Source organism: Blastococcus sp. SYSU DS0828 (genome assembly GCF_054050975.1).
The window spans coordinates 215,458-236,779 of record NZ_JBJHAK010000005.1 but is presented as its reverse complement, the minus strand read 5'-3'; the positions used below and the strand labels follow the sequence as shown (position 1 = coordinate 236,779).

The 21,322-nt window shown below is 74.9% G+C and carries 28 protein-coding genes; 18 read left to right on the top strand and 10 right to left on the bottom strand.

Going from position 1 to position 21,322, the window contains the following annotated elements; all coding sequences use genetic code 11:
* Positions 1-193 precede the first annotated feature (193 nt).
* The 4 genes from ACI79Q_RS06375 (at position 194) to ACI79Q_RS06360 (ending at position 3,113) form a co-directional block, all read left to right on the top strand.
* Positions 194-985, top strand: a complete 792-nt coding sequence (locus ACI79Q_RS06375; RefSeq protein WP_456588563.1) for an enoyl-CoA hydratase/isomerase family protein — start codon at positions 194-196, stop codon at positions 983-985.
* A gap of 206 nt (positions 986-1,191) precedes the next feature.
* Positions 1,192-1,410, top strand: coding sequence for a hypothetical protein (locus tag ACI79Q_RS06370; protein ID WP_456588564.1), 219 nt, complete (start codon positions 1,192-1,194; stop codon positions 1,408-1,410).
* Positions 1,411-1,559: 149 nt separating this feature from the next.
* On the top strand, positions 1,560-2,534 hold the full coding sequence (locus tag ACI79Q_RS06365) for a ferritin-like domain-containing protein (RefSeq protein ID WP_456588565.1): 975 nt from the start codon (positions 1,560-1,562) through the stop codon (positions 2,532-2,534).
* A gap of 165 nt (positions 2,535-2,699) precedes the next feature.
* Entirely contained in the window at positions 2,700-3,113 is a 414-nt protein-coding gene (locus ACI79Q_RS06360; protein ID WP_456588566.1) for a hypothetical protein, read from the top strand.
* Between the two features lie 9 nt (positions 3,114-3,122).
* On the opposite strand, the gene ACI79Q_RS06355 is transcribed toward ACI79Q_RS06360, so the two are convergent.
* Positions 3,123-3,404, bottom strand: a complete 282-nt coding sequence (locus ACI79Q_RS06355; RefSeq protein WP_456588567.1) for a DUF427 domain-containing protein — start codon at positions 3,402-3,404, stop codon at positions 3,123-3,125.
* A gap of 135 nt (positions 3,405-3,539) precedes the next feature.
* On the opposite strand from ACI79Q_RS06355, the gene ACI79Q_RS06350 reads away from it, so the two are divergent.
* Positions 3,540-3,770 (top strand): hypothetical protein, encoded by a 231-nt coding sequence (locus ACI79Q_RS06350; RefSeq protein ID WP_456588568.1) that lies wholly within the window; start codon positions 3,540-3,542, stop codon positions 3,768-3,770.
* A gap of 7 nt (positions 3,771-3,777) precedes the next feature.
* Here the strand turns inward: ACI79Q_RS06350 and ACI79Q_RS06345 are convergent, their stop codons facing one another.
* The 4 genes from ACI79Q_RS06345 to ACI79Q_RS06330 form a co-directional block, all read right to left on the bottom strand.
* A complete protein-coding gene (locus ACI79Q_RS06345; RefSeq protein WP_456588569.1) occupies positions 3,778-4,161 on the bottom strand; it encodes a PaaI family thioesterase in 384 nt (127 codons plus the stop codon).
* Positions 4,162-4,210: 49 nt separating this feature from the next.
* On the bottom strand, positions 4,211-4,918 hold the full coding sequence (locus ACI79Q_RS06340; protein ID WP_456588570.1) for a hypothetical protein: 708 nt from the start codon (positions 4,916-4,918) through the stop codon (positions 4,211-4,213).
* 89 nt (positions 4,919-5,007) lie between these two features.
* Positions 5,008-5,331: a hypothetical protein gene (locus tag ACI79Q_RS06335; protein ID WP_456588571.1), complete on the bottom strand. Its 324-nt coding sequence runs from the start codon at positions 5,329-5,331 to the stop codon at positions 5,008-5,010.
* Entirely contained in the window at positions 5,328-5,789 is a 462-nt protein-coding gene (locus ACI79Q_RS06330; RefSeq protein WP_456614401.1) for a GNAT family N-acetyltransferase, read from the bottom strand. The genes ACI79Q_RS06335 and ACI79Q_RS06330 overlap by 4 nt, the downstream gene beginning before the upstream one ends.
* 75 nt (positions 5,790-5,864) lie before the next feature.
* Here ACI79Q_RS06330 and ACI79Q_RS06325 point away from each other — a divergent pair, with 75 nt between their 5' ends.
* Positions 5,865-6,110 carry a hypothetical protein gene (locus ACI79Q_RS06325; protein WP_456588573.1) on the top strand — a complete coding sequence of 82 codons (246 nt, stop codon included), beginning with the start codon at positions 5,865-5,867 and terminating at the stop codon, positions 6,108-6,110.
* A gap of 69 nt (positions 6,111-6,179) precedes the next feature.
* Here the strand turns inward: ACI79Q_RS06325 and ACI79Q_RS06320 are convergent, their stop codons facing one another.
* Positions 6,180-6,449, bottom strand: coding sequence for a DUF2277 domain-containing protein (locus ACI79Q_RS06320; RefSeq protein WP_456588574.1), 270 nt, complete (start codon positions 6,447-6,449; stop codon positions 6,180-6,182).
* A gap of 80 nt (positions 6,450-6,529) precedes the next feature.
* Here ACI79Q_RS06320 and ACI79Q_RS06315 point away from each other — a divergent pair, with 80 nt between their 5' ends.
* From ACI79Q_RS06315 to ACI79Q_RS06300, 4 genes are all read left to right on the top strand, one after another.
* Positions 6,530-6,931: a hypothetical protein gene (locus ACI79Q_RS06315; RefSeq protein ID WP_456614400.1), complete on the top strand. Its 402-nt coding sequence runs from the start codon at positions 6,530-6,532 to the stop codon at positions 6,929-6,931.
* A 78-nt stretch (positions 6,932-7,009) separates the two neighbouring features.
* Complete coding sequence (locus ACI79Q_RS06310; protein WP_456588576.1) at positions 7,010-7,909, top strand: SDR family NAD(P)-dependent oxidoreductase; 900 nt, start codon at positions 7,010-7,012, stop codon at positions 7,907-7,909.
* 134 nt (positions 7,910-8,043) lie between these two features.
* Positions 8,044-8,964, top strand: coding sequence for a bacteriorhodopsin (locus ACI79Q_RS06305; protein ID WP_456614399.1), 921 nt, complete (start codon positions 8,044-8,046; stop codon positions 8,962-8,964).
* A gap of 4 nt (positions 8,965-8,968) precedes the next feature.
* Positions 8,969-9,967, top strand: coding sequence for a Brp/Blh family beta-carotene 15,15'-dioxygenase (locus ACI79Q_RS06300; RefSeq protein ID WP_456614398.1), 999 nt, complete (start codon positions 8,969-8,971; stop codon positions 9,965-9,967).
* Positions 9,968-10,091: 124 nt separating this feature from the next.
* On the opposite strand, the gene ACI79Q_RS06295 is transcribed toward ACI79Q_RS06300, so the two are convergent.
* Complete coding sequence (locus ACI79Q_RS06295; RefSeq protein ID WP_456588579.1) at positions 10,092-10,640, bottom strand: hypothetical protein; 549 nt, start codon at positions 10,638-10,640, stop codon at positions 10,092-10,094.
* Between the two features lie 488 nt (positions 10,641-11,128).
* Between ACI79Q_RS06295 and eat the strand changes: the two genes are divergently transcribed.
* Genes eat through eutC form a run of 3 tightly spaced genes read left to right on the top strand, consistent with a single transcriptional unit; the run spans position 11,129 to position 14,441 of the window.
* Entirely contained in the window at positions 11,129-12,307 is a 1,179-nt protein-coding gene (gene eat, locus ACI79Q_RS06290) for an ethanolamine permease (RefSeq protein ID WP_456614403.1), read from the top strand.
* Positions 12,304-13,719, top strand: coding sequence for an ethanolamine ammonia-lyase subunit EutB (locus ACI79Q_RS06285; protein WP_456614397.1), 1,416 nt, complete (start codon positions 12,304-12,306; stop codon positions 13,717-13,719). Before eat ends, ACI79Q_RS06285 begins: the two co-directional genes overlap by 4 nt.
* The gene (eutC, locus tag ACI79Q_RS06280; protein WP_456614396.1) at positions 13,716-14,441 is read left to right on the top strand and encodes an ethanolamine ammonia-lyase subunit EutC; all 726 of its coding nucleotides are present in this window, start codon (positions 13,716-13,718) and stop codon (positions 14,439-14,441) included. Before ACI79Q_RS06285 ends, eutC begins: the two co-directional genes overlap by 4 nt.
* 6 nt (positions 14,442-14,447) lie before the next feature.
* Here eutC and ACI79Q_RS06275 read toward each other — a convergent pair whose 3' ends face one another.
* Entirely contained in the window at positions 14,448-15,158 is a 711-nt protein-coding gene (locus ACI79Q_RS06275) for a response regulator (RefSeq protein ID WP_456614395.1), read from the bottom strand.
* Positions 15,155-16,750, bottom strand: coding sequence for an ATP-binding protein (locus tag ACI79Q_RS06270; RefSeq protein WP_456614394.1), 1,596 nt, complete (start codon positions 16,748-16,750; stop codon positions 15,155-15,157). Before ACI79Q_RS06270 ends, ACI79Q_RS06275 begins: the two co-directional genes overlap by 4 nt.
* 194 nt (positions 16,751-16,944) lie before the next feature.
* Here ACI79Q_RS06270 and ACI79Q_RS06265 point away from each other — a divergent pair, with 194 nt between their 5' ends.
* The 4 genes from ACI79Q_RS06265 to ACI79Q_RS06250 are packed head-to-tail and all read left to right on the top strand — an operon-like array spanning position 16,945 to position 20,423.
* A complete protein-coding gene (locus ACI79Q_RS06265; protein WP_456588585.1) occupies positions 16,945-17,928 on the top strand; it encodes a Bug family tripartite tricarboxylate transporter substrate binding protein in 984 nt (327 codons plus the stop codon).
* Positions 17,925-18,482 (top strand): tripartite tricarboxylate transporter TctB family protein, encoded by a 558-nt coding sequence (locus ACI79Q_RS06260; RefSeq protein ID WP_456614393.1) that lies wholly within the window; start codon positions 17,925-17,927, stop codon positions 18,480-18,482. Before ACI79Q_RS06265 ends, ACI79Q_RS06260 begins: the two co-directional genes overlap by 4 nt.
* Complete coding sequence (locus ACI79Q_RS06255; protein ID WP_456591009.1) at positions 18,475-20,016, top strand: tripartite tricarboxylate transporter permease; 1,542 nt, start codon at positions 18,475-18,477, stop codon at positions 20,014-20,016. The genes ACI79Q_RS06260 and ACI79Q_RS06255 overlap by 8 nt, the downstream gene beginning before the upstream one ends.
* Positions 20,013-20,423, top strand: coding sequence for a universal stress protein (locus ACI79Q_RS06250; protein ID WP_456591008.1), 411 nt, complete (start codon positions 20,013-20,015; stop codon positions 20,421-20,423). The genes ACI79Q_RS06255 and ACI79Q_RS06250 overlap by 4 nt, the downstream gene beginning before the upstream one ends.
* On the opposite strand, the gene ACI79Q_RS06245 is transcribed toward ACI79Q_RS06250, so the two are convergent.
* Complete coding sequence (locus tag ACI79Q_RS06245) at positions 20,392-20,670, bottom strand: hypothetical protein (RefSeq protein WP_456591007.1); 279 nt, start codon at positions 20,668-20,670, stop codon at positions 20,392-20,394. The two genes, ACI79Q_RS06250 and ACI79Q_RS06245, sit on opposite strands and share 32 nt — an antisense overlap.
* A 17-nt stretch (positions 20,671-20,687) precedes the next feature.
* Between ACI79Q_RS06245 and ACI79Q_RS06240 the strand changes: the two genes are divergently transcribed.
* Positions 20,688-21,317 (top strand): hypothetical protein, encoded by a 630-nt coding sequence (locus ACI79Q_RS06240; protein WP_456591006.1) that lies wholly within the window; start codon positions 20,688-20,690, stop codon positions 21,315-21,317.
* The last annotated feature ends 5 nt before the right edge of the window (positions 21,318-21,322 follow it).

Sequence of the window (21,322 nt, the reverse complement as noted above, 5' to 3'; positions counted from 1 at the left end):
CCCCCCCCCCCCCCCCCCCCCCCCCCCCCCCCCCCCCCCCCCCCCCCCCCCCCCCCCCCCCCCCCCCCCACCCCCCCCCCCCCCCCCCCCCCCCCCCCCGCCCCCCCCCCCCCCCCCCCCCCGGGGACCGGAGGTCGGGACGTCCTGGTGTCCAGCTTGCCGACGGGCGGCCCGGCGCGGCAGGTTGCCCGTCATGAGCACTCCGCGACGGCACGACTCCGGGCTGGCGGTCGAGGAGCGCGGGCACGTCCGCGTGCTCACGCTCGACCGGCCCGAGCGGCGCAACGCGCTCTCCACCGAGCTGCAGGCCGACCTCGTGGAGGAGCTGCTGCGGGTCGCCGAGGAAGGGGTGCGCGCGGTCGTGCTCACCGGTACCGGGCCGGCGTTCTGCGCCGGTTTCGACCTGAAGGAGATTCGCGCCGCCGACCAGCGGGGCGAGCGGTTCCGGCCGCCGATGAACCGGCCGGCGCGGTCGGTGTTCGAGGTCGTCACCGAGACGCCCGTCCCGGTGCTCGCCGCCCTCAACGGCCCGGCGGTCGCCGGCGGGTTCGAGCTGGCGCTCGCCTGCGACCTGCGGATCGCCTCGCCGGCGGTGCGCTTCGCCCTGCCCGAGGCGGCGATCGGCATGGGAGCGAACTTCGGCTCGGTCGTGCTCCCCAAGCGGATCCCGGTCGGCATCGCGCTGGAGCTGCTGTTCACCGGCGACCCGATCGACGCCACGGAGGCCCAGCGCTGGGGGCTGGTGAACCGGCTGGTCGCGCCCGACGAGGTGCTGCCCGCGGCGCTGGAGCTGGCCGACCGGATCGCCGGCAACGCGCCGATCTCCGTCCGGCGGATGAAGGAGACCGCGATCAAGGCGCTGGAGCTGCCGCTCTGGCAGGGGCTGCGGCTCGACGTCGGCCCCAACCCCTACCTCAGCGAGGACCGCGCCGAGGGGATCGCCGCCCGGCTGGAGAAGCGCCCGCCCCGCTGGACCGGCCGCTGAACCCGACCGTGGGCGCGGATGGGCAGATCCGCGGCCGGGATCTGCCGATCCGCGCACGAGGCAGGTTCGGGGAGCGGAATCCGGAAACGGGTCGCTCATGACGTTCGGGTAACGGCTCGTCCCACCCGTCAGATCCGACTGCAACCCGGGGCTGCGGCCTGCGAGGGTCCGTCTGTCCGTGCCGGTACCGACCCCGAGGAGACGACATGACCTGCGCGCACTGCGGAGCCGTGCACCAGCGAGGCCGCTACTGCGTCGGCTGCGGCAAGACCATGCCGCCGTCGTCGCTGCCGCCCCGCCCGGTCCGCCTGGCCCCGCGCCCGCCCTACGAGGTCACCGACGACATGACCCAGCCGGTGCTGCGCTTCGACGTCCGGCCGCGGCGCGCGCACGCCCAGGAGAACCTGCCGGCCCAGGCCGGCTGAGCCGAGCGGCCGTCGCGGTCAGGGCCTCGTCACCCGTCCGGGTGACGAGGCTCACTGCTAGCAATCCGCTTGCTCTTGTTAGCACGCGGAGGATCCGGGGCACACACAGAGACGTCAGGTCATCCTCGATCTCTGGAGCTGCATCCCCCATGACCGACAACAACGCCAAGATGATCAACCAGTTGCGCGCCCTCGTCCTGCTCACGCAGACCGAGGAGCAGATCGCACGGACGCGGATCAGCCAGGCCCGCACCGACGCCGTCCGTCGGGAGCTCACCCAGAACGCCGACAACGCCGCGGCCCGCACCCTCGAGATCACCGAGCGGCTGCGCGCCCTCGGTGGTGTCCCCGACGTCGTGACGCCGGTCGTCGGCCGGCTCTCCGCCGCCCTCAAGGCCACCTTCGAGCAGTCGACCTCCATCGAGGAGGCGCTCCTGCAGGACCTGCAGCTCGAGCACCAGCTGCTCGACCGCGCCACCTACCTCAAGGTGCTCGCCGAGACCGCCGGTGACGTCGAGACCCAGCGCCTGGCCGAGAAGCTCGTCGAGGCGCACCAGGCGACCGTCGAGTGGCTCACCGTGGTCCTGGCCGAGGAGGCCCTGGGCGGCCCGGCGGCGCTCGTCGCCACCCCGGTGCAGAAGGTCGCCGGTGCCGTGGCCCGTGGCGTCAACGCGCCGGTCCGCTTCTGGGCCAACACGGTCAACCACGCCGTCGACACCGTGCGGCACGCCGGTGAGGAGACCTCCGACCGGTTCTCCGCCGCGGGTGACCGCGCGTCGGCGTTCACCGGGGCCGTCCGCGAGACCCTCACCGTCGGCCGCGCCGCCTCGCTGCGCCGCGCCGAGCGGATCGCGCAGCGCGAGGGCAACCAGGACGCCGCCGACGCCGCCCGGGCCACCCGCGAGGAGCTGGGCGACGTCACCGCCGACGAGCTGCCGATCAAGGCCTACGACTCGATGTCGGTGCAGGACGCCGTCAAGGCGATCAAGCAGCTGAAGACGCCGCACGACGTCAACGTGATCATCCGCTACGAGGAGACCCACAAGAACCGGTCGAACGTGGCGAGCGCCGCGCAGACGCAGCTGGCCGCCCTGGCCAAGGAAGCCGTCGGCGTCGACAAGTGAAAGAGGACCCCGTCCTCCTCACCCCTCGCAGGCTCGGGGTGAGCCTCGGGACGGGGCCAGCACGCGGAGGGCCCGCATCCCCACGGGGGGTGCGGGCCCTCCGCGTGGGTGAAATCCCGCCTGCGCCGGGTTTGGCGCTCCTACGTCGAAGGGGAAGCTCGACCCATGACCATCACACCCGAGGCCCTCGAGGCGGAGTTCTCGCTGACGACGGCCGCCACGCGGCTCGACTTCCTGAGTCGCCGCGACAACGGCGATACCGCTCTGAACACCGTCCGTGACGACGACGCCGACGACTGGTCGGCCTCCCTGCGCGACACCGGTACCCAGCTCGACGTGTACGAGGCGCTGGAGCTGCTCGCCCTGGGCGAGGTCGTCTCGCGCCGCGCGCACGACAGCCAGCTGGTCGGGATCCGCGCCGCGCTGCGCGGGGGCGCGGAGTGGGACCAGATCGCCGCCGCGCTGGGGATCACGCCGGAGCAGGCCTGGGACTCCTTCACCGAGTCGATCGACCGCCAGCTCGACGCCGAGGCCGCCGCGTCGGCCCGCGAGCTCGCCGGCACCCGCCCCGGCCGCTGACCGACGAGGTCAGCGCACCTCCACGCCCTTCCAGAACGCCACCCTGCCCGAGATCTGCTTCGCGGCGTCCTTCGGCTCCGGGTAGTACCAGGCGGCATCCGGGTTGCGCTGCCCGTCGACCTCCAGGCTGTAGTAGGAGGCGGTGCCCTTCCAGGGGCAGACGGTCTGCTTCTCCGAGGGGCGCAGCACGTCGTCGCGGACGGCTGCGCGGGGGAAGTAGGCGTTGCCCTCGACGGTGACGATGTCGTCGGACTCGGCGACGACGACGCCGTTCCAGGTGGCGGTGGTCATACCCCGATCGTCCTCCGCCCGCGGTCGCTGCGCCGGTCGCGGCCGCGGGGAGTGACGCCCGGTAGCGCGGGCATGAAGGAGGTGGCCGGCCCCCGGGCGGGCTCACCCCGCTCCACCGACCCCAGGAGACCACCCATGGCGCACCCCGACCACCGCGGCGACGACGACCGGAGCGCCGGGGAGGGCACCCCGAAGGGCAGGAGGCTCGGCCGCATCCTGATCCCGCTCGGCATCCTGCTCGTCATCGCCGGGATCTTCACCTACATCCTCGTCGTCGCCCAGACCAGGACCGACGACCAGGACGACGACCAGGGGGCGGCGGTCCCGTCCGTCGTCCAGGAGGTGCCCGCGCCGCTGCCCGGGTGACCCTGGGTCAGGAACCCAGCAGCGCGAAGGTCGCGACGGCGTGGACCAGCGCCTTGCCGTCCTGCTCCACGTCCGCCTCGCAGACCGTCAGGTGCTCGCCCCGCGTCCGCAGCCGGGCGGTGACCTGCAGGGCGCCTGGCTTCCCCGGCCGCAGGTAGGTGACCGTCAGCTGGCTGGTCGCGGGCACCTCGCCGTCACCGGTGGTGGTCCGCACCGCCTGGCCCATCGCGGTGTCGACGAGCGTCGCCAGCACCCCGCCGTGCAGGGTGCCGGCCGGGTTGAGGTGCTCCTCGGTCACCTCGAATTCCATCCGGGCCGCGCCCTCGCCGGCCGATTCCGGGCGGGCGCCCAGCCGTTCGGCGTACCCACCTGTGGTCACGTCGTCGCTCATGGCGGGGCGGCTACCCCGCGGGCCGCGGTCGCACGCCCGGTGCCCGGCGTCACGCTCCCCGGGCGGCCACGTTTCCGTCGTCACGCCGCTCGAGGAAGAACGCGCCGAGCGCACCGGCCAGCGTCGCGAACACGGCCACCGAGTAGGTGGCCAGGGCGATGTCCAGGACGCGCGCGACGTCTGCGTCGGCGGTGAGCGGCCGGGCGCTGATCGTGGCGAGGGCCGCGTCGTAGAGCGCCGTGCCGTAGGAGTCGTAGGCGCCGAGCACGTACAGCAACTGGCTGGACGCCAGCACCACCACGACGGTCACCGCACCGAGCCAGGCGATCCGGCCGCTCAGCAGGCGCCCCGCCGAGCGGGATCCACGGACCGCGGCCGACACGACGCCGCCGACCCGCGCCGCACGCAGCAACGTCAGCGCGCGGGCGAACCGCAGGAACGGCACCGCCAGGAAGACCACCTGCCACCAGTTGCGCGTCCAGAAGCGGCGCTGGTCGCGGGCCGTGGCGGCCCGGTGGATGAACTCCGCCACGAAGACGGCCCACAGCACCCAGCCGACGACGCTCAGCGTCGTGGTCAGCCACGGCTGCCGGGCGAGGGACTGGCCGAGCACCACCAGGACGAAGACCAGACCGAGCGCACCCATCGGCTTGTCCAGCCGCCGGGCCAGGCCCTCCCGCTCCGGGGCGTCCGGTGCCTCGACGGGGTCCCGGTCGTCGGGGTTCTCGAGGGGATCGGGTCCCGTGCGCGGCTGCATCCGCGCCCCATACCCGCGACGAGCGCTCCCGCCCCCGTCCTGCCGACGAACGGTCGCAGGGGAGACGGCGGGGCCGGCGCGGAGGCGGGTCAGGGCAGCCGGTGCAGCAGCTGCCGGGCGACCGCGACCGCTTCCGGGGGCGGCTGCCCGGCGGACGCCGCCCGCAGCCAGGCGGCGAGCGGTCCGGCGAGCGCGGGGGAGAGGGCGGTGATCCACCCGGCGCTGCGCGCGCGGGCGTCGGCGACGTGCTCGGTTGCCCCGCCGGGACCGTGGGCGACCACCTCCGGCCGGCTGGCCAGGAGGCCGGCGAGACGCCAGTCACCGGGCGTGGTGCACGCGGCCAGCGCTTCCAGCCGGTCCGCGGCCTCGCGCACCAGGTCGGCCGCGGCGGCCGGCACCTGCGCGCCGCTCACCGTGGTTCCCGGCGCATCGGGACGTGCGGGATGCCGTCCTCGAGGTAGCCCGGACCGCTCCGGCGGAAGCCGAACCGCCCGTACCACTGCTCCAGGTGCGCCTGCGCGCCCAGGGTGAGCGGGCCGTGCCCGTGGTCGGCCAGCGCCTGCTCGATCAGCCGCCCGGCCAACCCCCGCCCGCGCGCCGCCGTCACGGTGGCCACCCGGCCGATGGCGCGCGTGGCGCCGTCGTCCAGGACGCGGATGGTCGCCAGCACCTGACCGGCCTCCTCGAACCAGAGGTGCTCGGTGGCCGGCTCGACGTCGCGCCCGTCGAGCTCGGGGTAGGGGCACTCCTGCTCGACCACGAAGACGTCGACGCGCAGCCGGCACAGGGCGTAGACCTCGAAGGGCGTGAGCTCGGCGAACCGGGCGCGGCGCAGCAGAAGTTCGGGGACGGACGTCCCGGTGGAGGTCATGCCGACGTTTCTAGCCCAGGCAGCCGGGCGGCGATCGGAGGGGAGTAAGGCGCCGAGCCCGGGTAGGGGACCGGCATGTCGATGTGGAGCCCGCTGGAACCGAACCTCGGCCAACCCGACGAAGGCATCCCCGCCGCGGACCCGGGAGCCGGCGCCCCCCCGCCCGCCGACGGGTTCGGGGAGGGCGGGGAGGAACCCGACCGCTCGCCGGAGACCGACCGTCCCGCGACGGGGGCCGGCAACGACGACGCCGACCCGCCGGACGACCCGACCTTCCGCACCCCCGACCCGCACGACGTCGGCCCGGCGTCGGAGAACTGACCGGCCCGCCCGATGGGCGACCGGGCGCGGCACGGCGTTCCCGACGGCCGGGAACGCCGTGCCGAGTGGTCAGCCGCCGTAGCGGGCGGCGGCCCGGGCCCGCGCCTTGGCTGCCTCCGCCTCGCGGTCCTTGGGCGGGGCGGTGGTGACCAGGGCGTCGAGGAGCCGGGCCGAGGCCGCGGCCACCTCCGCCACCGCCCGCTCGAACACCTCGGCGTTCGCGCGCGACGGCTTGGTCGTGCCACTGATCTTGCGCACGTACTGCAGCGCGGCGGCGTGGATCTCCTCGTCGGCCGCCGGCGGCGCGAAGTTCGCCAGCGGGCGGATGTTCCGGCACATGCCGGGAGCGTAGGGCCCGGCGAGACGCACGGGACGGGCCGCGAGCACGCCTCGTGCGGCGCCCGCGGAGGGAGGACGAGATGGCAGTGCTGGTGGTGGACGTCGCCAACGTGGTCGGCGCCCGTCCCGACGGCTGGTGGCGGGACCGGGCGGGGGCGGCCGGCCGCTTCCTGGACCGCCTCGCCGAGCTGGCCGGGCAGACCGTGCCCGGGCCCGGCGGGCAGGAGCTGACGTGCACCGAGGTGGTGGCCGTCGTCGAGGGGCAGGCCCGGGACGTTCCCGCGCCCGACGGGGTCCGGGTGGTGCGCGCCCGCGGGAGCGGGGACGACGCGCTCGCCGACGTCGTGCCCGAGCTGGCCGGCAACGGGCGCGAGGTGCTGGTGGTCACCGCCGACCGGGGGCTGCGCGCCCGCCTGCCCGACGGCGTCGACGTCAGCGGGCCGGGCTGGCTGCTGGCCGAGCTGGACCGGCGCACCGCATGACCGCCGGGCCGGTCGGGTAGTCGGTTGCGGACAACCGGTGCCCGCGACGCCGGACTCACCCCCAGCGAGGAGAACTCCGTGCCGATCCCCGACTCCGGCGGAGCACCGCTCACCGTGCTCATCACCGGCGCGTCCAGCGGCATCGGCCGGGCGACGGCCGTGCAGCTGGCCGGCCGCGGTGCGCGGCTGGTGCTGGTGGCGCGCGGCCGGTCGTCGCTGGAGGAGACGGCCGACGAGCTCCGTGCCGCCGGCGCCGCCGCGGTCATGGTCTGCCCGGCCGACGTGCTGGACGAGGAGGCGATCGCCGCGGTGGTCGCCGGCGCGGTGCGCGAGCTCGGCCACCTCGACGTCGTCGTGCACTCCGCCCAGGTGATGGCCTACGGGCACATCGAGGACGTGCCGAAGGAGGTCTTCGAGCGGGTCGTCGACACCTCGCTGCACGGCACGGCCACGGTCGCGCGGCACGTCCTGCCGGTCTTCCGGCGGCAGGGCGCAGGCCACCTCGTCGTCGTCAACTCCCTGCTGGGGAACGTGACGACGCCGGTCATGGGCAGCTACGCCGTCGCCAAGTGGGGTCAGCTGGCGCTCGCCCGCGTGCTGCAGCAGGAGACCCGGGACGAGCCGCGGATCTCCGTCTCCATCGTCCAGCCGGGCGGCGTGAACACTCCCATCTACTCCCAGGGCGCGACATGGGCGGGCAGCACCGGGCGGCCCCCGCCGCCGGTCTACTCGCCGCAGCGGGTGGCCCGCCGGGTCCTGTCCACCCTCGACCGGCCACGCCGGGTCGTGCAGGCGGGGGTGCTCAACCACGTCGTCACGGCAGGCTTCCGGCTGCTGCCGGGGGTCTACGACGTGCTGGTCGAACCGCTGCTGCGGCGGCTGGCGTTGGCCGGGGACGAGACGGAGCCCACCGAGGGGAACGTCTTCCGGTCCCGGCCCGAGGGCAACGCGATCGAGGGCCGCTGGCGCAGCATCTGAGCCGCCGCCCCTGGGTCGTCCGCTGCCCGGTTGCGGACGGCCGGTGCGGGTAGGGGCCCGGCACCGTCCCGGCACCGGGCGGAAAGCGGCGGCCCGGTCCGGGAGTCGCCGTCGCGCGACATCCAGGAGTGCGCATGGAGACCCCCGCTCCCGAGCTGCAGACGATGCCCCCGGGCCTCTACGACGTCGTCCAGCTGGCGCTCCTCGGTGCGGGGTTCGCGCTGTTCGCCTACTTCCTCTACGCACTGACCAGCCGGGAGGAGGTGTCGGCGCGGTACCGCCCCTCGGCCTACGCCGGCTTCTGCCTCGCGGCGGTGGCGGCCCTCGCCTACGCCCGCATGGTCAGCAAGTGGGACGCCGGGTTCACGCTGCAGGGCGGCGTGTACGTGCCGAACCCGGAGGCGCTGCACACGATCAGCAGCCGCTACATCGACTGGTCGATCACCGTGCCGCTGCTGATGGTGGAGCTGCTGGCGGTGTGCTCGCTCGCCGGCGCCAGGGCGCGCAACCTGCGCTTCTCGACCATGGCCGCGGCCTTCCTCATGATCGTCACCGGGTACATGGGGTCGCAGGTGATCGCCCAGGGCCGCGACACCACGGCCCTGGTGGTGTGGGGGCTGATCAGCACGGTCTTCCTCGTCTACCTCTACGTCGCGCTGATCGGGGCGGTCCGGGCGTCCCTGCCGACCATGGGCACGGAGGCCGCCACCACCCTCCGCAACGCGACGATCGTCCTGCTCGGCAGCTTCGGCATCTACCCGCTGATCTACTCGGTCCCGGTCTTCGTCGACGTCACCCCGGCCTGGCTCACCGCCATGCAGGTCGGCTACTCGGTGACCGACGTCGTGGCCAAGGTCGGCTTCGGCGTGCTGATCCACAAGGTCGCCAAGCTCCGGACCGCCGAGGACGTCGTCGCCGGCGTCGACACCCACACCGAGCCGGTGTGGTCGAGCAACGTGCACAAGAGCGACGCCGTGCTCCCGGAGCTCACCCGCATCTCGACGGCGGTGATCGGCCGGACCCGGGGCGAGGACGTCCGCCCCGCCCGCGGCTGACGGCGTGTCCGGGGGCGTCGCCGCCTCGGCGACCGGGCGCGCCCCCGTGGCCCCGTTCGGGGCTCCCGCCCGGGCCGCCACCCGGTGGTCGTGCGTGGCGGCCGGGGCGGCCCTGGCGGTCGAGGTCGCCGCTCCCGGTGGCTGGGGAGCCACCGGCTCGGCGGCGGTGCTGGTCGCCGGGCTGCTCCTCGGGCTGCCGCACGGGGCCGTCGATCACCTCCTACCCGCGTGGCGGTTCGGCTGGCGGCCGACCCGGCTCGCCGTCTTCGGGGCCGCGTACGCCGCTCTGGCCGCCGGGGCCTACGGAGCCTTCACCGCCGTGCCCGGCCCGGCGCTGCTGATCTTCGTCCTGGTCTCGGCATGGCACTTCGGCACCGGCGAGACCGCCTTCGCCGATCTTCGCGCCGGTCGCCCCGTGCGGCCGCGGCCGGCGGCGTCGCTTGTCCTCGGGAGCCTCGTGCTGCTGGTGCCCCTGCTCCGCGGCCTGGGCGTTCCCGGCAGCGACACCGGCGCGCTCACCGAGGCCGTGGCCCCGGGCTGGGGCGGCGTACCGCCCGGAGTCGCGACGGGAGCCGTCGCGGTGCTCCTCGGCGCGGGGGGAGTGCTCGCGTTCGTCCTGGCCCGCCGCCGCCGGTGGCTGGAGGCGGGGGAGGTCGGCCTCCTGGCGGCGGTGGTCCTCGTGGTCCCGCCGTTGGCCGCCTTCGGTGTCTACTTCGGGGCCTGGCACTCCCTGCGGCACGTGGCGCGCGTGATGGCCGAGGACCCGGCGAGCGGCCCCGATCTGGTCGCGGGACGGCTGGTCCTGCCGCTGCGCCGGTTCGCCCTGGCGGCAGGCCCGCCGACCGCCGCCGTCCTGCTGGCGCTCGCCGCCCTCTGGTCCTGGGCGGACGGCTGGCGCGGACTCGTCGCCACGGGCCTGCCGCTGCTGGCGGCGCTGACGCTGCCGCACGTGCTGGCCGTCAGCTGGCTCGACCGCACCCAGCCGCCGCGCTCGACGGGGTGAGCCCGCAGCCCGGCACCGCGCGCCGGGAGGGGCCCGCCCGAACGGGTCAGGCCCCCCGCGCCGTGCGGCGTCGGCCCCGGGACCCGGAGCACCGGGTGGGTCGCCCGGCCGGGTCAGCGCCTGCTCACCGACCGGCGACTCCCTTGGCCACCTCGCTGGGGCGCTGTTGCTCACCCGCGTACGAGGTGACCGCGACGAGCGCGCCGGTCAGGGCGGGGATGACCCACTGCAGGGTGTCCAGCTGCTGCTGTGCGGCGGCGACGTCGGCGCGGGCCGCCTTGGTGCGCTTGCTCGGCCGGGTCCCGGACCGCGACGGCACCGACCCTGCGGCCGACACCCGCTGGCCGAGGACCCGGCTGTACGCCGTCGCGCCGAGGGCTGCGACGGTGAGCAGGGTCTTGATCCCCGACATGGAGGCCACGCCCTCCTGCTGCGCGACCCGCTCCCTGTCCGCCCGCAGCTGACCCACGCTGCCGATCAGGTGGGCGCCGATGGCCAGGGCGTTGACCGGCGTCCAGCGGTCCCAGCCGGCGTTGGCCACCCGGCCGGTGGCGGGGGCGCTCCCCGCCTCCCCGGCGGCCGCGTTCAGGGCGACGGCGTTGGCGAGCGTGCCACCGAACCAGGCGGAGAGGCCGAGGTCGTGCAGCGAGCGGGACAGGGTGTGACGAGCCATGAGGACTCCCTGGGAGAGGTCGGAGCTGGGTCATACCCCGGCTGCCCGTGATCACGCGGGTTGCCGGCACCGTGGACGGCGGCGCAGGTGGGGGAGCGGCCGTGTGAACAGCGTGTTCCGTCCTGTCGCAAGACATTGCCCGTGGGGCCGGGCGGGGCCAGGCTGACCCCACCCGACCTGCGGGGGCTCACCGGAAGGCCGGCGCATGACCGCGGAACCCCGAGTACGTCCAGGCCGGCCGGCCCACCGTCAGGGGGTGGAGGCCGAGACGGTCGATGCCGGCTACCACCAGAAGCGGCAGCTGCGGACCGGGACCGCCGGGTGGGTGCTGCTGGCCGGGCTGGGGGTCGCGGCGGTCATCTCCGGTGACTACGCGGGCTGGAACTTCGGCCTGGCCGAGGGCGGCTTCGGGGGCCTGCTGATCGCCGTCGTCCTCATGGCGATCATGTACTCGGCGATGGTGTTCGGCCTGGCCGAACTCGGATCGGCTGCCGACGGCCGGGGGCGGCTACACCTTCGCCCGGCGCGCGCTGGGGCCCTGGGGTGGGTACGCCACCGGGGTGGCGGTGCTCATCGAGTACGCGATCGCCCCCGCGGCGATCGCCACCTTCATCGGGGCGTACGTGGAGTCGCTCGGCCTGTTCGGCATCACCGACGGCTGGTGGGTATACCTGGCCGCCTACGCGCTGTTCATCGGCATCCACCTCATGGGGGTCGGCGAGGCGCTGAGGGTGATGCTGGTGATCGCGGGGATCGCCGTCGCCGGGCTGGTCGTCTACCTGGTCGGGGCCGTCCCGGCCTTCGACTCGGCCAACCTGCTCGACATCGCGCCCACCGACGCCGCCGGCGCCTCGGACTTCCTGCCGTTCGGGCTGATGGGCGTCTGGGCGGCGTTCCCGTTCGCGATCTGGTTCTTCCTCGCGGTGGAGTGCGTGCCGCTGGCCGCCGAGGAGGCCCGCGACCCGGCCCGCTCGATGCCCCGGGGCATCGTCGCGGCCATGGGGGTGCTGCTGGTGCTCGCCGTGCTGATGCTGGTGTTCACCGCCGGCGCCGGAGGCGCGGAGACCATGTCGGCCAGCGGCAACCCGCCGGTGGAGGCGCTCCAGGTCGCCGGGGCCGCCGGCTGGCTGACGACGCTGATCAACTACGCCGGGCTGGTCGGCCTGGTGGCCAGCTTCTTCTCGATCATCTACGCCTACTCGCGGCAGACGTTCGCGCTGTCCCGGGCCGGCTACCTGCCGCGGGCGCTGTCGGTGACCAACGGCCGCCGGGCCCCGGTGCTCGCCCTGCTGGTGCCCGGCGCCATCGGCTTCGCGCTCTCGCTGACCGGCCAGGGCGCGATGCTGCTGAACATGGCCGTCTTCGGGGCCACGGTCTCCTACGTGCTGATGATGGTCAGCCACATCGTGCTGCGCCGCCGGGAGCCCGAGCTGCCCCGCCCGTACCGCACCCCGGGTGGCACGGTCACCACCGGCGTCGCCCTGGTGCTGGCCGCGGCCGCCGTCGTCGCCACCTTCCTGGTCGACGAGGTCGCCGCCCTCTGGACGCTGGCCGCCTACGCGGTCTTCCTCGGCTACTTCGCCCTTTACAGCCGCCACCACCTGGTGGCGTCGGCGCCCGAGGAGGAGTTCGAGCTGCTCGCCGCCGCCGAGGAGGAGGTGCGATGACCGTCCGCCGCACGACGCTGGGCGGGCACACGTACGAGTTCCCGTCGCTGTCCGACCTGCTCGCCAAGGCGACGCCGGCCCGCTCGGGCGACGTGCTGGCCGGGTGCGCGGCGGAGTCGGCCGCACAGCGGGTCGCCGCCCAGACGGTGCTCGCCGACGTGCCGCTGGCGACCTTCCTGGAGGAGCAGGTGGTCGGCTACGACGAGGACGACGTCACCCGGCTGATCCTCGACACCCACGACCCGGTCGCCTTCGCCCCGGTGGCGGACCTGACCGTGGGGGAGTTCCGGGACCGGCTGCTGGGCTGGGCCGCGGCCGGCGACGAGGCGGCGATCAGCGGGCTGGCCCGCGGCCTCACCCCGGAGATGGTGGCGGCCACCTCGAAGTTGATGCGCAACGCCGACCTGGTCGCCGTCGGCCGCCGGGCGCGGGTGGTGACCGGGCTGCGCAGCACGCTGGGTCTCCCCGGGCGGCTGGCCTCGCGGCTGCAGCCCAACCACCCGACCGACGACCCGGTGGGCGTGACCGCGTCGATCGTCGACGGGCTGCTCCAGGGCTCGGGTGACGCGGTGATCGGCATCAACCCGGCCACCGACTCCCCGGGGCGGACGATCGCGCTCCTGGAGCTGGTGGACGCGGTCATCCAGCGGTACGACATCCCCACCCAGTCGTGCGTGCTGGCGCACGTGACGACGACGCTGCGGGCCCTGGAGAAGGGTGCGCCGGTGGACCTGGTGTTCCAGTCGGTCGCCGGCACGCAGGCGGCCAACCGCGGGTTCGGTGTCACGCTCGACCTGCTCGCCGAGGCCCGGGCGGGCGCGCTGGAGCTCGGCCGGGGCACGGTCGGGCGCAACGTCACCTACTTCGAGACCGGCCAGGGCTCGGCGCTGTCGGCCGACGCCCACCGCGGCGTCGACGGCCGGTCGGTGGACCAGCAGACCCTGGAGTGCCGGGCCTACGCCGTCGCCCGGCACTTCGAGCCGCTGCTGGTCAACACCGTGGTGGGGTTCATCGGGCCGGAGTACCTCTACGACGGCAAGCAGGTGATCCGGGCTGGGCTGGAGGACCACTGCTGCGGCAAGCTGCTCGGCCTGCCCATGGGGGTCGACGTCTGCTACACCAACCACGCCGAGGTGGACGCCGACGACACCGACACCCTGACGCTGCTGCTGGGGGCGGCGGGCTGCTCGTTCGTGATCGCCGTCCCGGGATCGGACGACGTCATGCTGCACTACCAGTCGCTGTCGTTCTCCGACGTGCTCACCGCACGGCAGGTGCTCGATCTCCGGCCGGCGCCGGAGTTCGAGGCGTGGCTGACCCGGATGGACCTGCTGGACGACGCCGGCCGGGTGCGGTCGCTGACCGCCGACGCCCCGGCGGCGAGGGCCCTGCTCGCGGCGGCGCAGTCGTGAGCATCGCCGGGAACGACCCCTGGGCGGTGCTGCGCGGCGCGACCCGGGCACGGGTCGCCCTGGGGCGCGCCGGCGACGGCCTGCCCACCGCGCGGGAGCTGGAGTTCCGGCTGGCGCACGCGGTGGCGCGCGACGCCGTCCACACGGCCCTGGACCCCGGCCTCGTGCGCGCCGGGCTCGGCGGGCTGCCGGTGCTCGAGGTCCACTCGGCCGCCGCGGACCGCGCCGAGTACCTCCAGCGCCCCGACCTCGGCCGGCGGCTGGCCCCCGGGACGACCCTGCCCCGCGCGCACGCCGACGTGGCGCTGGTGCTCGCCGACGGGCTCTCGCCGCGGGCCGTGCACGAGCACGGGGCGGCCCTGGCGACCGCGCTGCTGGACCGGCTGGTCGACTGGTCGGTCGGCCCGGTCGTGCTCGCCACCCAGGCGCGGGTGGCCCTCGGCGACCAGATCGGGGCGGCGCTCGGGGCGCGGGTGGTCGTGGTCCTCATCGGGGAGCGGCCCGGTCTCTCCTCGGCCGACTCGCTCGGCATCTACCTCACCTGGGACCCGCGGCCGGGCCGGGCGGACTCCGAGCGCAACTGCGTCTCCAACGTCCGGCCCCCGCACGGGCTCGGCTACGCGGAGGCGGCCGACGTCGTGGTCCGGCTGCTGACGGCGGCCAGGGAACTGGGGGCCTCCGGAGTGGCGCTCAAGGACGAGGGGCCGATGCTGACCGGCTGACGCCGCTCAGTCCACCCACCGGTAGCCGTTCTCCGGCCGCCCGGTGCCGCCGTACCGCGGGAAGACCGTGGCCCGGCCGGTGCGCTCCAGGTGCTCGAGGTACCGGCGGGCGCTGACGCGGGCGAGGCCGCAGCGTTCGGCCACCTCCCCGGCGGACAGGTCCCGGGTGGGGTCGCTGCGCAGCGTGCGCGCCACGGCTTCGAGGGTCCTCGGTGAGAGACCCTTCGGCAGGTCGGTGACCGACCCCGCGCCACCGCCGCGGCGCCGGCCGGCCAGCAGCCGGTCGACGTCGCTCTGCTCCAGGCCTCCGGTGTCGCCGCTGCGCCGCAGCACATCGGTGCGGTGGGCGCGGTAGACCTCCAGCCGCTCCCGGAACGTCGCCAGGGAAAAGGGCTTCACCAGGTAGTCCACGACGCCGCCGGTCATGGCCTGGCGCACCGTGTCCACCTCGCGCGCCGCGGTGATCGCCAGGACGTCGGGCTGCGGGCCGGGTGCGGCGCGGATCCGGCGGAGCACCTCCAGGCCGGAGATGTCGGGAAGGTAGACGTCGAGCAGCACCAGGTCCGGTCGGAGCGCCTGCACCGCCTCCACCGCCTGCACCCCGCGGTGCACCTCGGCCACCACCGTGAAGCCGGGGAGGGACTCGACGTAGCCGCGGTGGACCGAGGCGACGGCGAAGTCGTCGTCGACCACGAGCACCCGCACCTCGCCGGTCACGGGGCGACCAGCGCGCCGGGGGAGGGCTGTCGCGAGCCGGGCAGCCGCACGGTGACCCGGGCGCCGCCGGTGGGGGAGTCGGTGACCACCGCCGCCCCGCCCCGGCGTGCCGCGACGCGGGCGACGAGGGCCAGCCCGATGCCGCGCCCGTGGTCGCCGTCGGGCCGCCCCTTCGTGGTCACGCCCACGTCGAAGACCCGGGACCGGTCGACCGGGGCCACCCCCGGCCCGTCGTCGTCGACCTGCACCAGCACCGTTCCGTCGTCCTCCTGGCGCACGAGCACCTGCACCTCGCCGCCCTGCCCGGTGGCGTCGACCGCGTTGTCCACCAGGTTGCCGACCACGGTCACGACGTCGTCGCCGAGCCCGGCGGGCAGCCGGCTGTCCGCCCCGAGCACGAGCCGGACGCCCCGCTCCCGGGCGACCGCGGCCTTGGCCAGGAGGAGCGCCGTCACCCCAGGATCGACGACGGTGCTCAGCGGGGCGCCACCGAGCAGGCGGCCGCCGCCGATCCGCTCGATGAAGGCGACCGCCTCGTCCCGCCGGTCGAGCTCGATCAGCCCCTGGACGACGTGTAGCTGGTTGCTGAACTCGTGCGCCTGCGCGCGGAGCGTGTTGGTCAGGTTCCGCTGGCCATCGAGCTCCCGCATCGCGCCGAACAGCTCGGTGCGGTCCCGCAGGGTGAGGACGTCGGCGATCCGGCGGCCGCCGACGACCGCGGGGGTGCGGCTGGCGACGAGCAAGCGCTCCCCGGAGAGCACGAGCTCGTCGGTGACCGGCCGGTCACCGAGCACGAGCGGGAGCATGGCGGTGTCGAGGACCTCGGCGGCCGGGCGGCCGACGGCGTCCGGCGGGAGGTCGAGCAGCCGCGACGCCTCATCGTTGACCAGGACCACCCGCCCCTTCTGGTCGACCGCCACCAGCCCCTCGCGGATGCCGTGCAGCATCGCCTCGCGGGTCTCCAGCAACCGGGCGATCTCCTCCGGTTCGAGGCCGAAGATGCGGCGGCGAAGCAGCCGGACGACGAGCACCGACCCCAGGGCGCCGACGAGCGCGGCGCCGCCGAGCCAGGCCACGAGGGCGGGGGCCTCGCGGCCGAACTCGGCGGCGAGTTCGCGTTCCAGGATGCCGACCGACACCGCACCGATGACCGCGCCGTCCGGGCCGCGCACCGGCACCTTGGCGCGCAGGGACTCCCCGAGCGTGCCGGTCTCGGTGCCGACGAAGACCTCACCGGCCAGGGTGGTGCTCGGATCGGTCGACACGCGCTGACCGATCCGGTCGGGATCGGGGTGGGAGTGCCGGATGCCGCTCGCGTCCGTGATGACGACGAAGGTGACCGCCGAGGCCTCCCGGATGAGCTCCGCCAGGGGTTGCAGCGTCTCGCTCGGGTCAGCGGTGCCGTAGGCGTCCACCACGCTCGGCAGCCGCGCGGTGCTGTTGGCGACCGTCAGCACCTGCTGGCGATAGGCGTCCCGGATCTGCTCCTGCTGGTGGTGCACGGCGACGGCGCCGGCGAGCAGCAGCGTCACCAGCACGATGCCCACCTGCAGCAGCAGGAGCTGGGCTCCCAGGGTCATGGTCCGGCGCACCGGGTCATTGTCGCTGCCCGCAGGTCGGATGTGACTGCGACCACAACGACCAATACGACCGGTACGACCGCAGGATTCTCCCGCCGTCCCGGCGCTCCTAGCGTCCGGCGCACCGCGAGCCGTCCGGCTCCGGGACGAGGAGGTCCTCCATGACAGTCACTCATCGCGCGGTCCATCGGCCGGTTCGCCGGCGCGTGCGTTCGGCATCCGTCGCGGCCGCGGCCGCCCTGGCGGTCGGCCTGACCGGCTGCGGCAGCGAGGGCGGCAGTGGCGGCTCGGGAGGCGGCGCCGACCGGATCAACCGGCTCGCGGTCATGGCACCGGCCGACCCCGGCGGGGGGTGGGACCAGACCGCCCGGGCCATCGCGGCGGCGCTCGAGGAGGAGCAGCTGGTCGGCAGCACCCGCGTGACGAACGTCGGCGGCGCCGGCGGCACGGTCGGCCTCGCCGAGCTCGCCAACGAGCGCAGCGAGGACTTCCTCATGGTGATGGGGCTGGTCATGGTCGGCGCCGTCGAGACCAACCAGTCGCAGGCCACCCTCGACGACGTGACGCCGCTGGCCCGGCTGACCACCGAGGACGAGGTCATCGTCGTCCCCGCTGCCTCGCCGTACCAGAGCGTCGACGACCTGGTCGAGGCCGTCCGCACCGAGGGGCGCGGCGTCTCGATCGCCGGCGGCTCGGCCGGCGGCACCGACCACATCGCGGCCGGGCTGCTCTTCCAGGCCGCGGACCTGCCGATCGAGGACCTCAACTACGTGGCGTTCTCCGGCGGCGGCGAGTCGCTGGCCGCGCTGCTCGGCGGCCAGGTGGACGCCGGCATCTCCGGCGTCGGCGAGTACGCCCAGCAGATCGAGGCGGGGGAGCTGCGGGCCCTGGCGGTGACCGGCGCGGAGCCCGTCGAGGGCATCGACGCACCCACCCTCACCGAGGCCGGGTACGACGTGGAGCTGACCAACTGGCGCGGTGTCGTCGGTCCGCCCGACATCTCGGACGAGGCGCGCGAGCGGCTGCTCGCCCTGGTGGCGGAGATGCAGGAGTCCGAGGCCTGGCAGAGCGAGGTCGAGGAGCGCGGCTGGTCCGACGCCTACCTCGCCGGTGACGAGTTCGAGGCATTCCTGGCCGAGGAGCGCCAGCGCGTCCGTGGCGTGCTGGAGGACATCGGGCTCGTCCAGTGAGCACCGCCTCCGGCTCCGGCGCCGCTTCCTCCGGGGAAGCGGCGCCGGAGCGGGGCGGTCGCTCCCGGACCTGGTCCTGGGGCGAGGCCGCCATCACCGCGGGGTTGTTCGCCGTGGGGGTGTTCACCCTCGTGGAGACGACGTCGATCACCGTGCCCGGCTCGGCCAACGTGCTGGGGCCGCGGGCCTTCCCGTACGCGGTCGGCGTGCTGCTGATCGGTGCGTCCCTGGCGCTCGCGGTCAGCCTGGCGCGCGGGCAGCACGGGCACGCCGAGGAGGGCGAGGACGTCGACGCCGGCGCCCCTACCGACTGGGTCACCGTGGCCAAGCTGGTCGCCTCGTTCGCGGCGCTGGTGCTGCTGATCGAGCCGCTCGGCTGGCCCATCGCCGCCACCCTGCTGTTCGCCGGCACGGCGTGGGCCCTCGGCGCCCGCGTCGTGCGCGCCGCCGTCGTCGGCGCCGTGCTCAACGTCGCCATCCACGTGCTGTTCGTGCAGGTCCTCGGGCTGTTCCTGCCCGCAGGTCCGCTGGAGGGGGTGCCCTTCTTTGGGTGACATCGGCCTGCTGATGGACGGCTTCGCGGCCGTCCTGCAGCCGCTCTACCTCCTGTACGCGCTGCTCGGCGTCACCGTGGGCACGGCCGTCGGCGTGCTGCCGGGCATCGGCCCGGCCATGACCGTGGCCCTGCTCCTGCCGCTGACCTACAGCCTGGAGCCCGCCGCCGCCCTGATCCTGTTCGCCGGCATCTACTACGGCGGCATGTACGGCGGGTCGACGACGTCGATCCTGCTCAACACCCCCGGCGAGGCGGCGTCCATCGTCACCGCGCTGGAGGGCAACGCGATGGCCCGGGCGGGGCGGGGGGCATCGGCGCTGGCGACGGCGGCGATCGGCTCGTTCGTCGCGGGCACCATCGCCACGATCGCGCTGACCTTCCTGGCGCCCGTGGTGGCCGACCTCGCCGTCCAGCTCGGCCCGCAGGACTTCGTGGCGCTCACGGTGCTGGCCTTCCTCACCGTGGCCGCGATGTTCGGCGCCTCGCCGGCGCGCGGGATCGCCGCCCTGGCGGTCGGGCTGCTCCTGGCGATGGTCGGCACCGACTCGCTCACCGGGCAGCAGCGCTTCACCTTCGGGCTGCCGGCGCTGGCCGACGGCATCGACGTCGTCGTGGTCGCGGTCGGCATCTTCGCCGTCGGCGAGGCGCTCTACGTCGCCTCCCGGATGCGGAAGGGGCCCCTGCCCCTGGTGCCCATCGGCGGCAGCTGGATGAACCGCGAGGACTTCCGGCGCTCGTGGAAGCCGTGGCTGCGCGGCGCCGCGGTCGGGTTCCCGATCGGGACCATCCCGGCCGGCGGCGCGGACGTCGCGACGTTCCTCTCCTACTCCATGGAGCGGAAGCTCTCGAAGCGCAAGGAGGAGTTCGGCCACGGCGCGATCGAGGGCGTGGCCGGCCCGGAGTCGGCGAACAACGCGGCGGCGGCCGGCGTGCTGGTGCCGCTGCTGACCCTCGGCCTGCCGACCTCCGCGACGGCGGCGATCATCATCGTGGCCTTCCAGAGCTACGGCATCCAGCCCGGCCCGCTGCTCTTCGAGCAGGAGGCGCCGCTGGTGTGGACGCTGATCGCCAGCCTCTACATCGGCAACCTGCTGCTGCTGGTGCTGAACCTGCCGCTGGTGGGGGTCTGGGTGAAGCTGCTGCAGATCCCGCGCCCGTACCTGTACGCCGGCATCCTCACGTTCGCCGCGCTGGGCAGCTACGCGGTGGGCGCCTCGACCGCCGACATGATCCTGCTGTTCGCGGTGGGCGTCCTCGGCTGGGGCATGCGGCAGTTCGGCTTCCCCGTCGCGCCGGCCGTCGTCGGTCTCATCCTGGGGCCGATCGCCGAGGAGCAGCTGCGGCGGACCCTGGCGATCAGCCAGGGCGACCCGAGCGCGCTGGTCACCAGCCCGTTCGCCGCGATCGTCTACACCCTGCTCCTCGTCTTCCTGGCCGCCGGCGTGTACGTCAAGCGCCGGCAGGCACGGGTCGAGGCGGAGCTCGGCCAGGCCCGGTCCGAACCCGTGACGTCAGAAGGGACCCGCTCGTGACCATCGTGGTCGGATACGTGCCCAAGCCGGAGGGGCGTGCAGCGCTGCGCGCCGCGGTCGAGGAGGCGGACCTGCGCAACCAGCCGCTGCACGTGCTCAACACGTCGCGGGGGGATGCCTACGTCGACCCGTCCTACGCGACCGCCGAGGACCTGGCCGAGGTGCGGCGGGTGCTGGAGGAGTCCGGCGTCCCCTTCGAGCTGGAGCAGCGCGTGGGAGGACGCGACGGCGCCGAGGAGGTGGTCGCGGCGGCGCACCGGCTCGGCGCCTCGCTGATCGTCATCGGGCTCCGCCGTCGGTCGCCGACCGGGAAGCTGATCTTCGGCAGCGACGCCCAGCGGATCCTGCTGGACGCCGAGTGCCAGGTGCTGGCCGTCAAGGCGGGGGAGGCCGACGGCCGCGGGTGACCGCGGGCGCCTCTCGACGGCGGCGCAGCGCCCGGGCCAGCCGGTGCTTGCGGCCCGCCGTGAGCTCGGCGGCGGTCGCCGGTGCCGGCTCCTCCGGCTCCGGGGCCGCAGCCGCCCGCTCGTGCAGGCGGGCCCGCACGTCGTCGGGGGTGTAGGCGCGGCGCTGCCGCTCGTTCCGGGCGAGCACGACACCGCCGGCGGTGACCCCGGCCAGGCCGGCCAGGCCGAGCAGCTTCCAGAGGCGCACGTCCGTACGGTAGCGCCGTGCCGACGCTGACCCTGGACGAGGCGGTCGACCTCACCCGCACCGGCGACGTGTGGATCTTCCGCGGCGCGTCCGTCGCCGACCGGGCCATCCAGACGCTGACCAACGCCCCGGTGAACCACGTCGGGATGGCGGTGGTGCTGGAGGACCTGCCCCCGCTGCTGTGGCACGCCGAGCTCGGCCGGTCGCTGCCCGACGTCTGGACGGGCAAGCACCAGCGCGGGGTCCAGCTGCACGACCTGCGCGACGCCGTCGTCACCTGGCGGGTGAAGTACGGCCAGCGGGCGTGGCTGCGGCAGCTGGTCGGGCCCTCCGACGACGGCGGGGTGACCCCGGCCATGGAGGACGCCGTCCTGCGCACGATCGCCCGCATGGACGGCCGGCCCTTCCCGACGACCCGGCGGCTGGCCGGGGGCTGGATCAACGGCCGGCTCCGCCGGGGCACCAGCACCGAGACGGTCTACTGCGCCGAGCTCGTCGCGGCGACGTACACGGCGATGGGGCTGCTCCCCGCCGACCGACCGGCCAACGCCTACGACCCCGGGAGCTTCTGGTCCGGCGACGACCTCCAGCTGCTGCGGGGGGCCCGCCTCGGGCCGGAGATCCCGGTGGAGGTCCCCAACGGCTGACCGGC

What these genes read in the sequence shown, in the direction of transcription:
- ACI79Q_RS06375 (WP_456588563.1), top strand. Translation starts at nt 194, where the DNA reads ATGAGCACTCCGCGACGGCACGACTCCGGGCTGGCGGTCGAGGAGCGC.
- ACI79Q_RS06370 (WP_456588564.1), top strand. Translation starts at nt 1,192, where the DNA reads ATGACCTGCGCGCACTGCGGAGCCGTGCACCAGCGAGGCCGCTACTGC.
- ACI79Q_RS06365 (WP_456588565.1), top strand. Translation starts at nt 1,560, where the DNA reads ATGACCGACAACAACGCCAAGATGATCAACCAGTTGCGCGCCCTCGTC.
- ACI79Q_RS06360 (WP_456588566.1), top strand. Translation starts at nt 2,700, where the DNA reads ATGACCATCACACCCGAGGCCCTCGAGGCGGAGTTCTCGCTGACGACG.
- ACI79Q_RS06355 (WP_456588567.1), bottom strand. Translation starts at nt 3,404, where the DNA reads ATGACCACCGCCACCTGGAACGGCGTCGTCGTCGCCGAGTCCGACGAC.
- ACI79Q_RS06350 (WP_456588568.1), top strand. Translation starts at nt 3,540, where the DNA reads ATGGCGCACCCCGACCACCGCGGCGACGACGACCGGAGCGCCGGGGAG.
- ACI79Q_RS06345 (WP_456588569.1), bottom strand. Translation starts at nt 4,161, where the DNA reads ATGAGCGACGACGTGACCACAGGTGGGTACGCCGAACGGCTGGGCGCC.
- ACI79Q_RS06340 (WP_456588570.1), bottom strand. Translation starts at nt 4,918, where the DNA reads ATGCAGCCGCGCACGGGACCCGATCCCCTCGAGAACCCCGACGACCGG.
- ACI79Q_RS06330 (WP_456614401.1), bottom strand. Translation starts at nt 5,789, where the DNA reads ATGACCTCCACCGGGACGTCCGTCCCCGAACTTCTGCTGCGCCGCGCC.
- ACI79Q_RS06325 (WP_456588573.1), top strand. Translation starts at nt 5,865, where the DNA reads ATGTCGATGTGGAGCCCGCTGGAACCGAACCTCGGCCAACCCGACGAA.
- ACI79Q_RS06320 (WP_456588574.1), bottom strand. Translation starts at nt 6,449, where the DNA reads ATGTGCCGGAACATCCGCCCGCTGGCGAACTTCGCGCCGCCGGCGGCC.
- ACI79Q_RS06315 (WP_456614400.1), top strand. Translation starts at nt 6,530, where the DNA reads ATGGCAGTGCTGGTGGTGGACGTCGCCAACGTGGTCGGCGCCCGTCCC.
- ACI79Q_RS06305 (WP_456614399.1), top strand. Translation starts at nt 8,044, where the DNA reads ATGGAGACCCCCGCTCCCGAGCTGCAGACGATGCCCCCGGGCCTCTAC.
- ACI79Q_RS06295 (WP_456588579.1), bottom strand. Translation starts at nt 10,640, where the DNA reads ATGGCTCGTCACACCCTGTCCCGCTCGCTGCACGACCTCGGCCTCTCC.
- ACI79Q_RS06285 (WP_456614397.1), top strand. Translation starts at nt 12,304, where the DNA reads ATGACCGTCCGCCGCACGACGCTGGGCGGGCACACGTACGAGTTCCCG.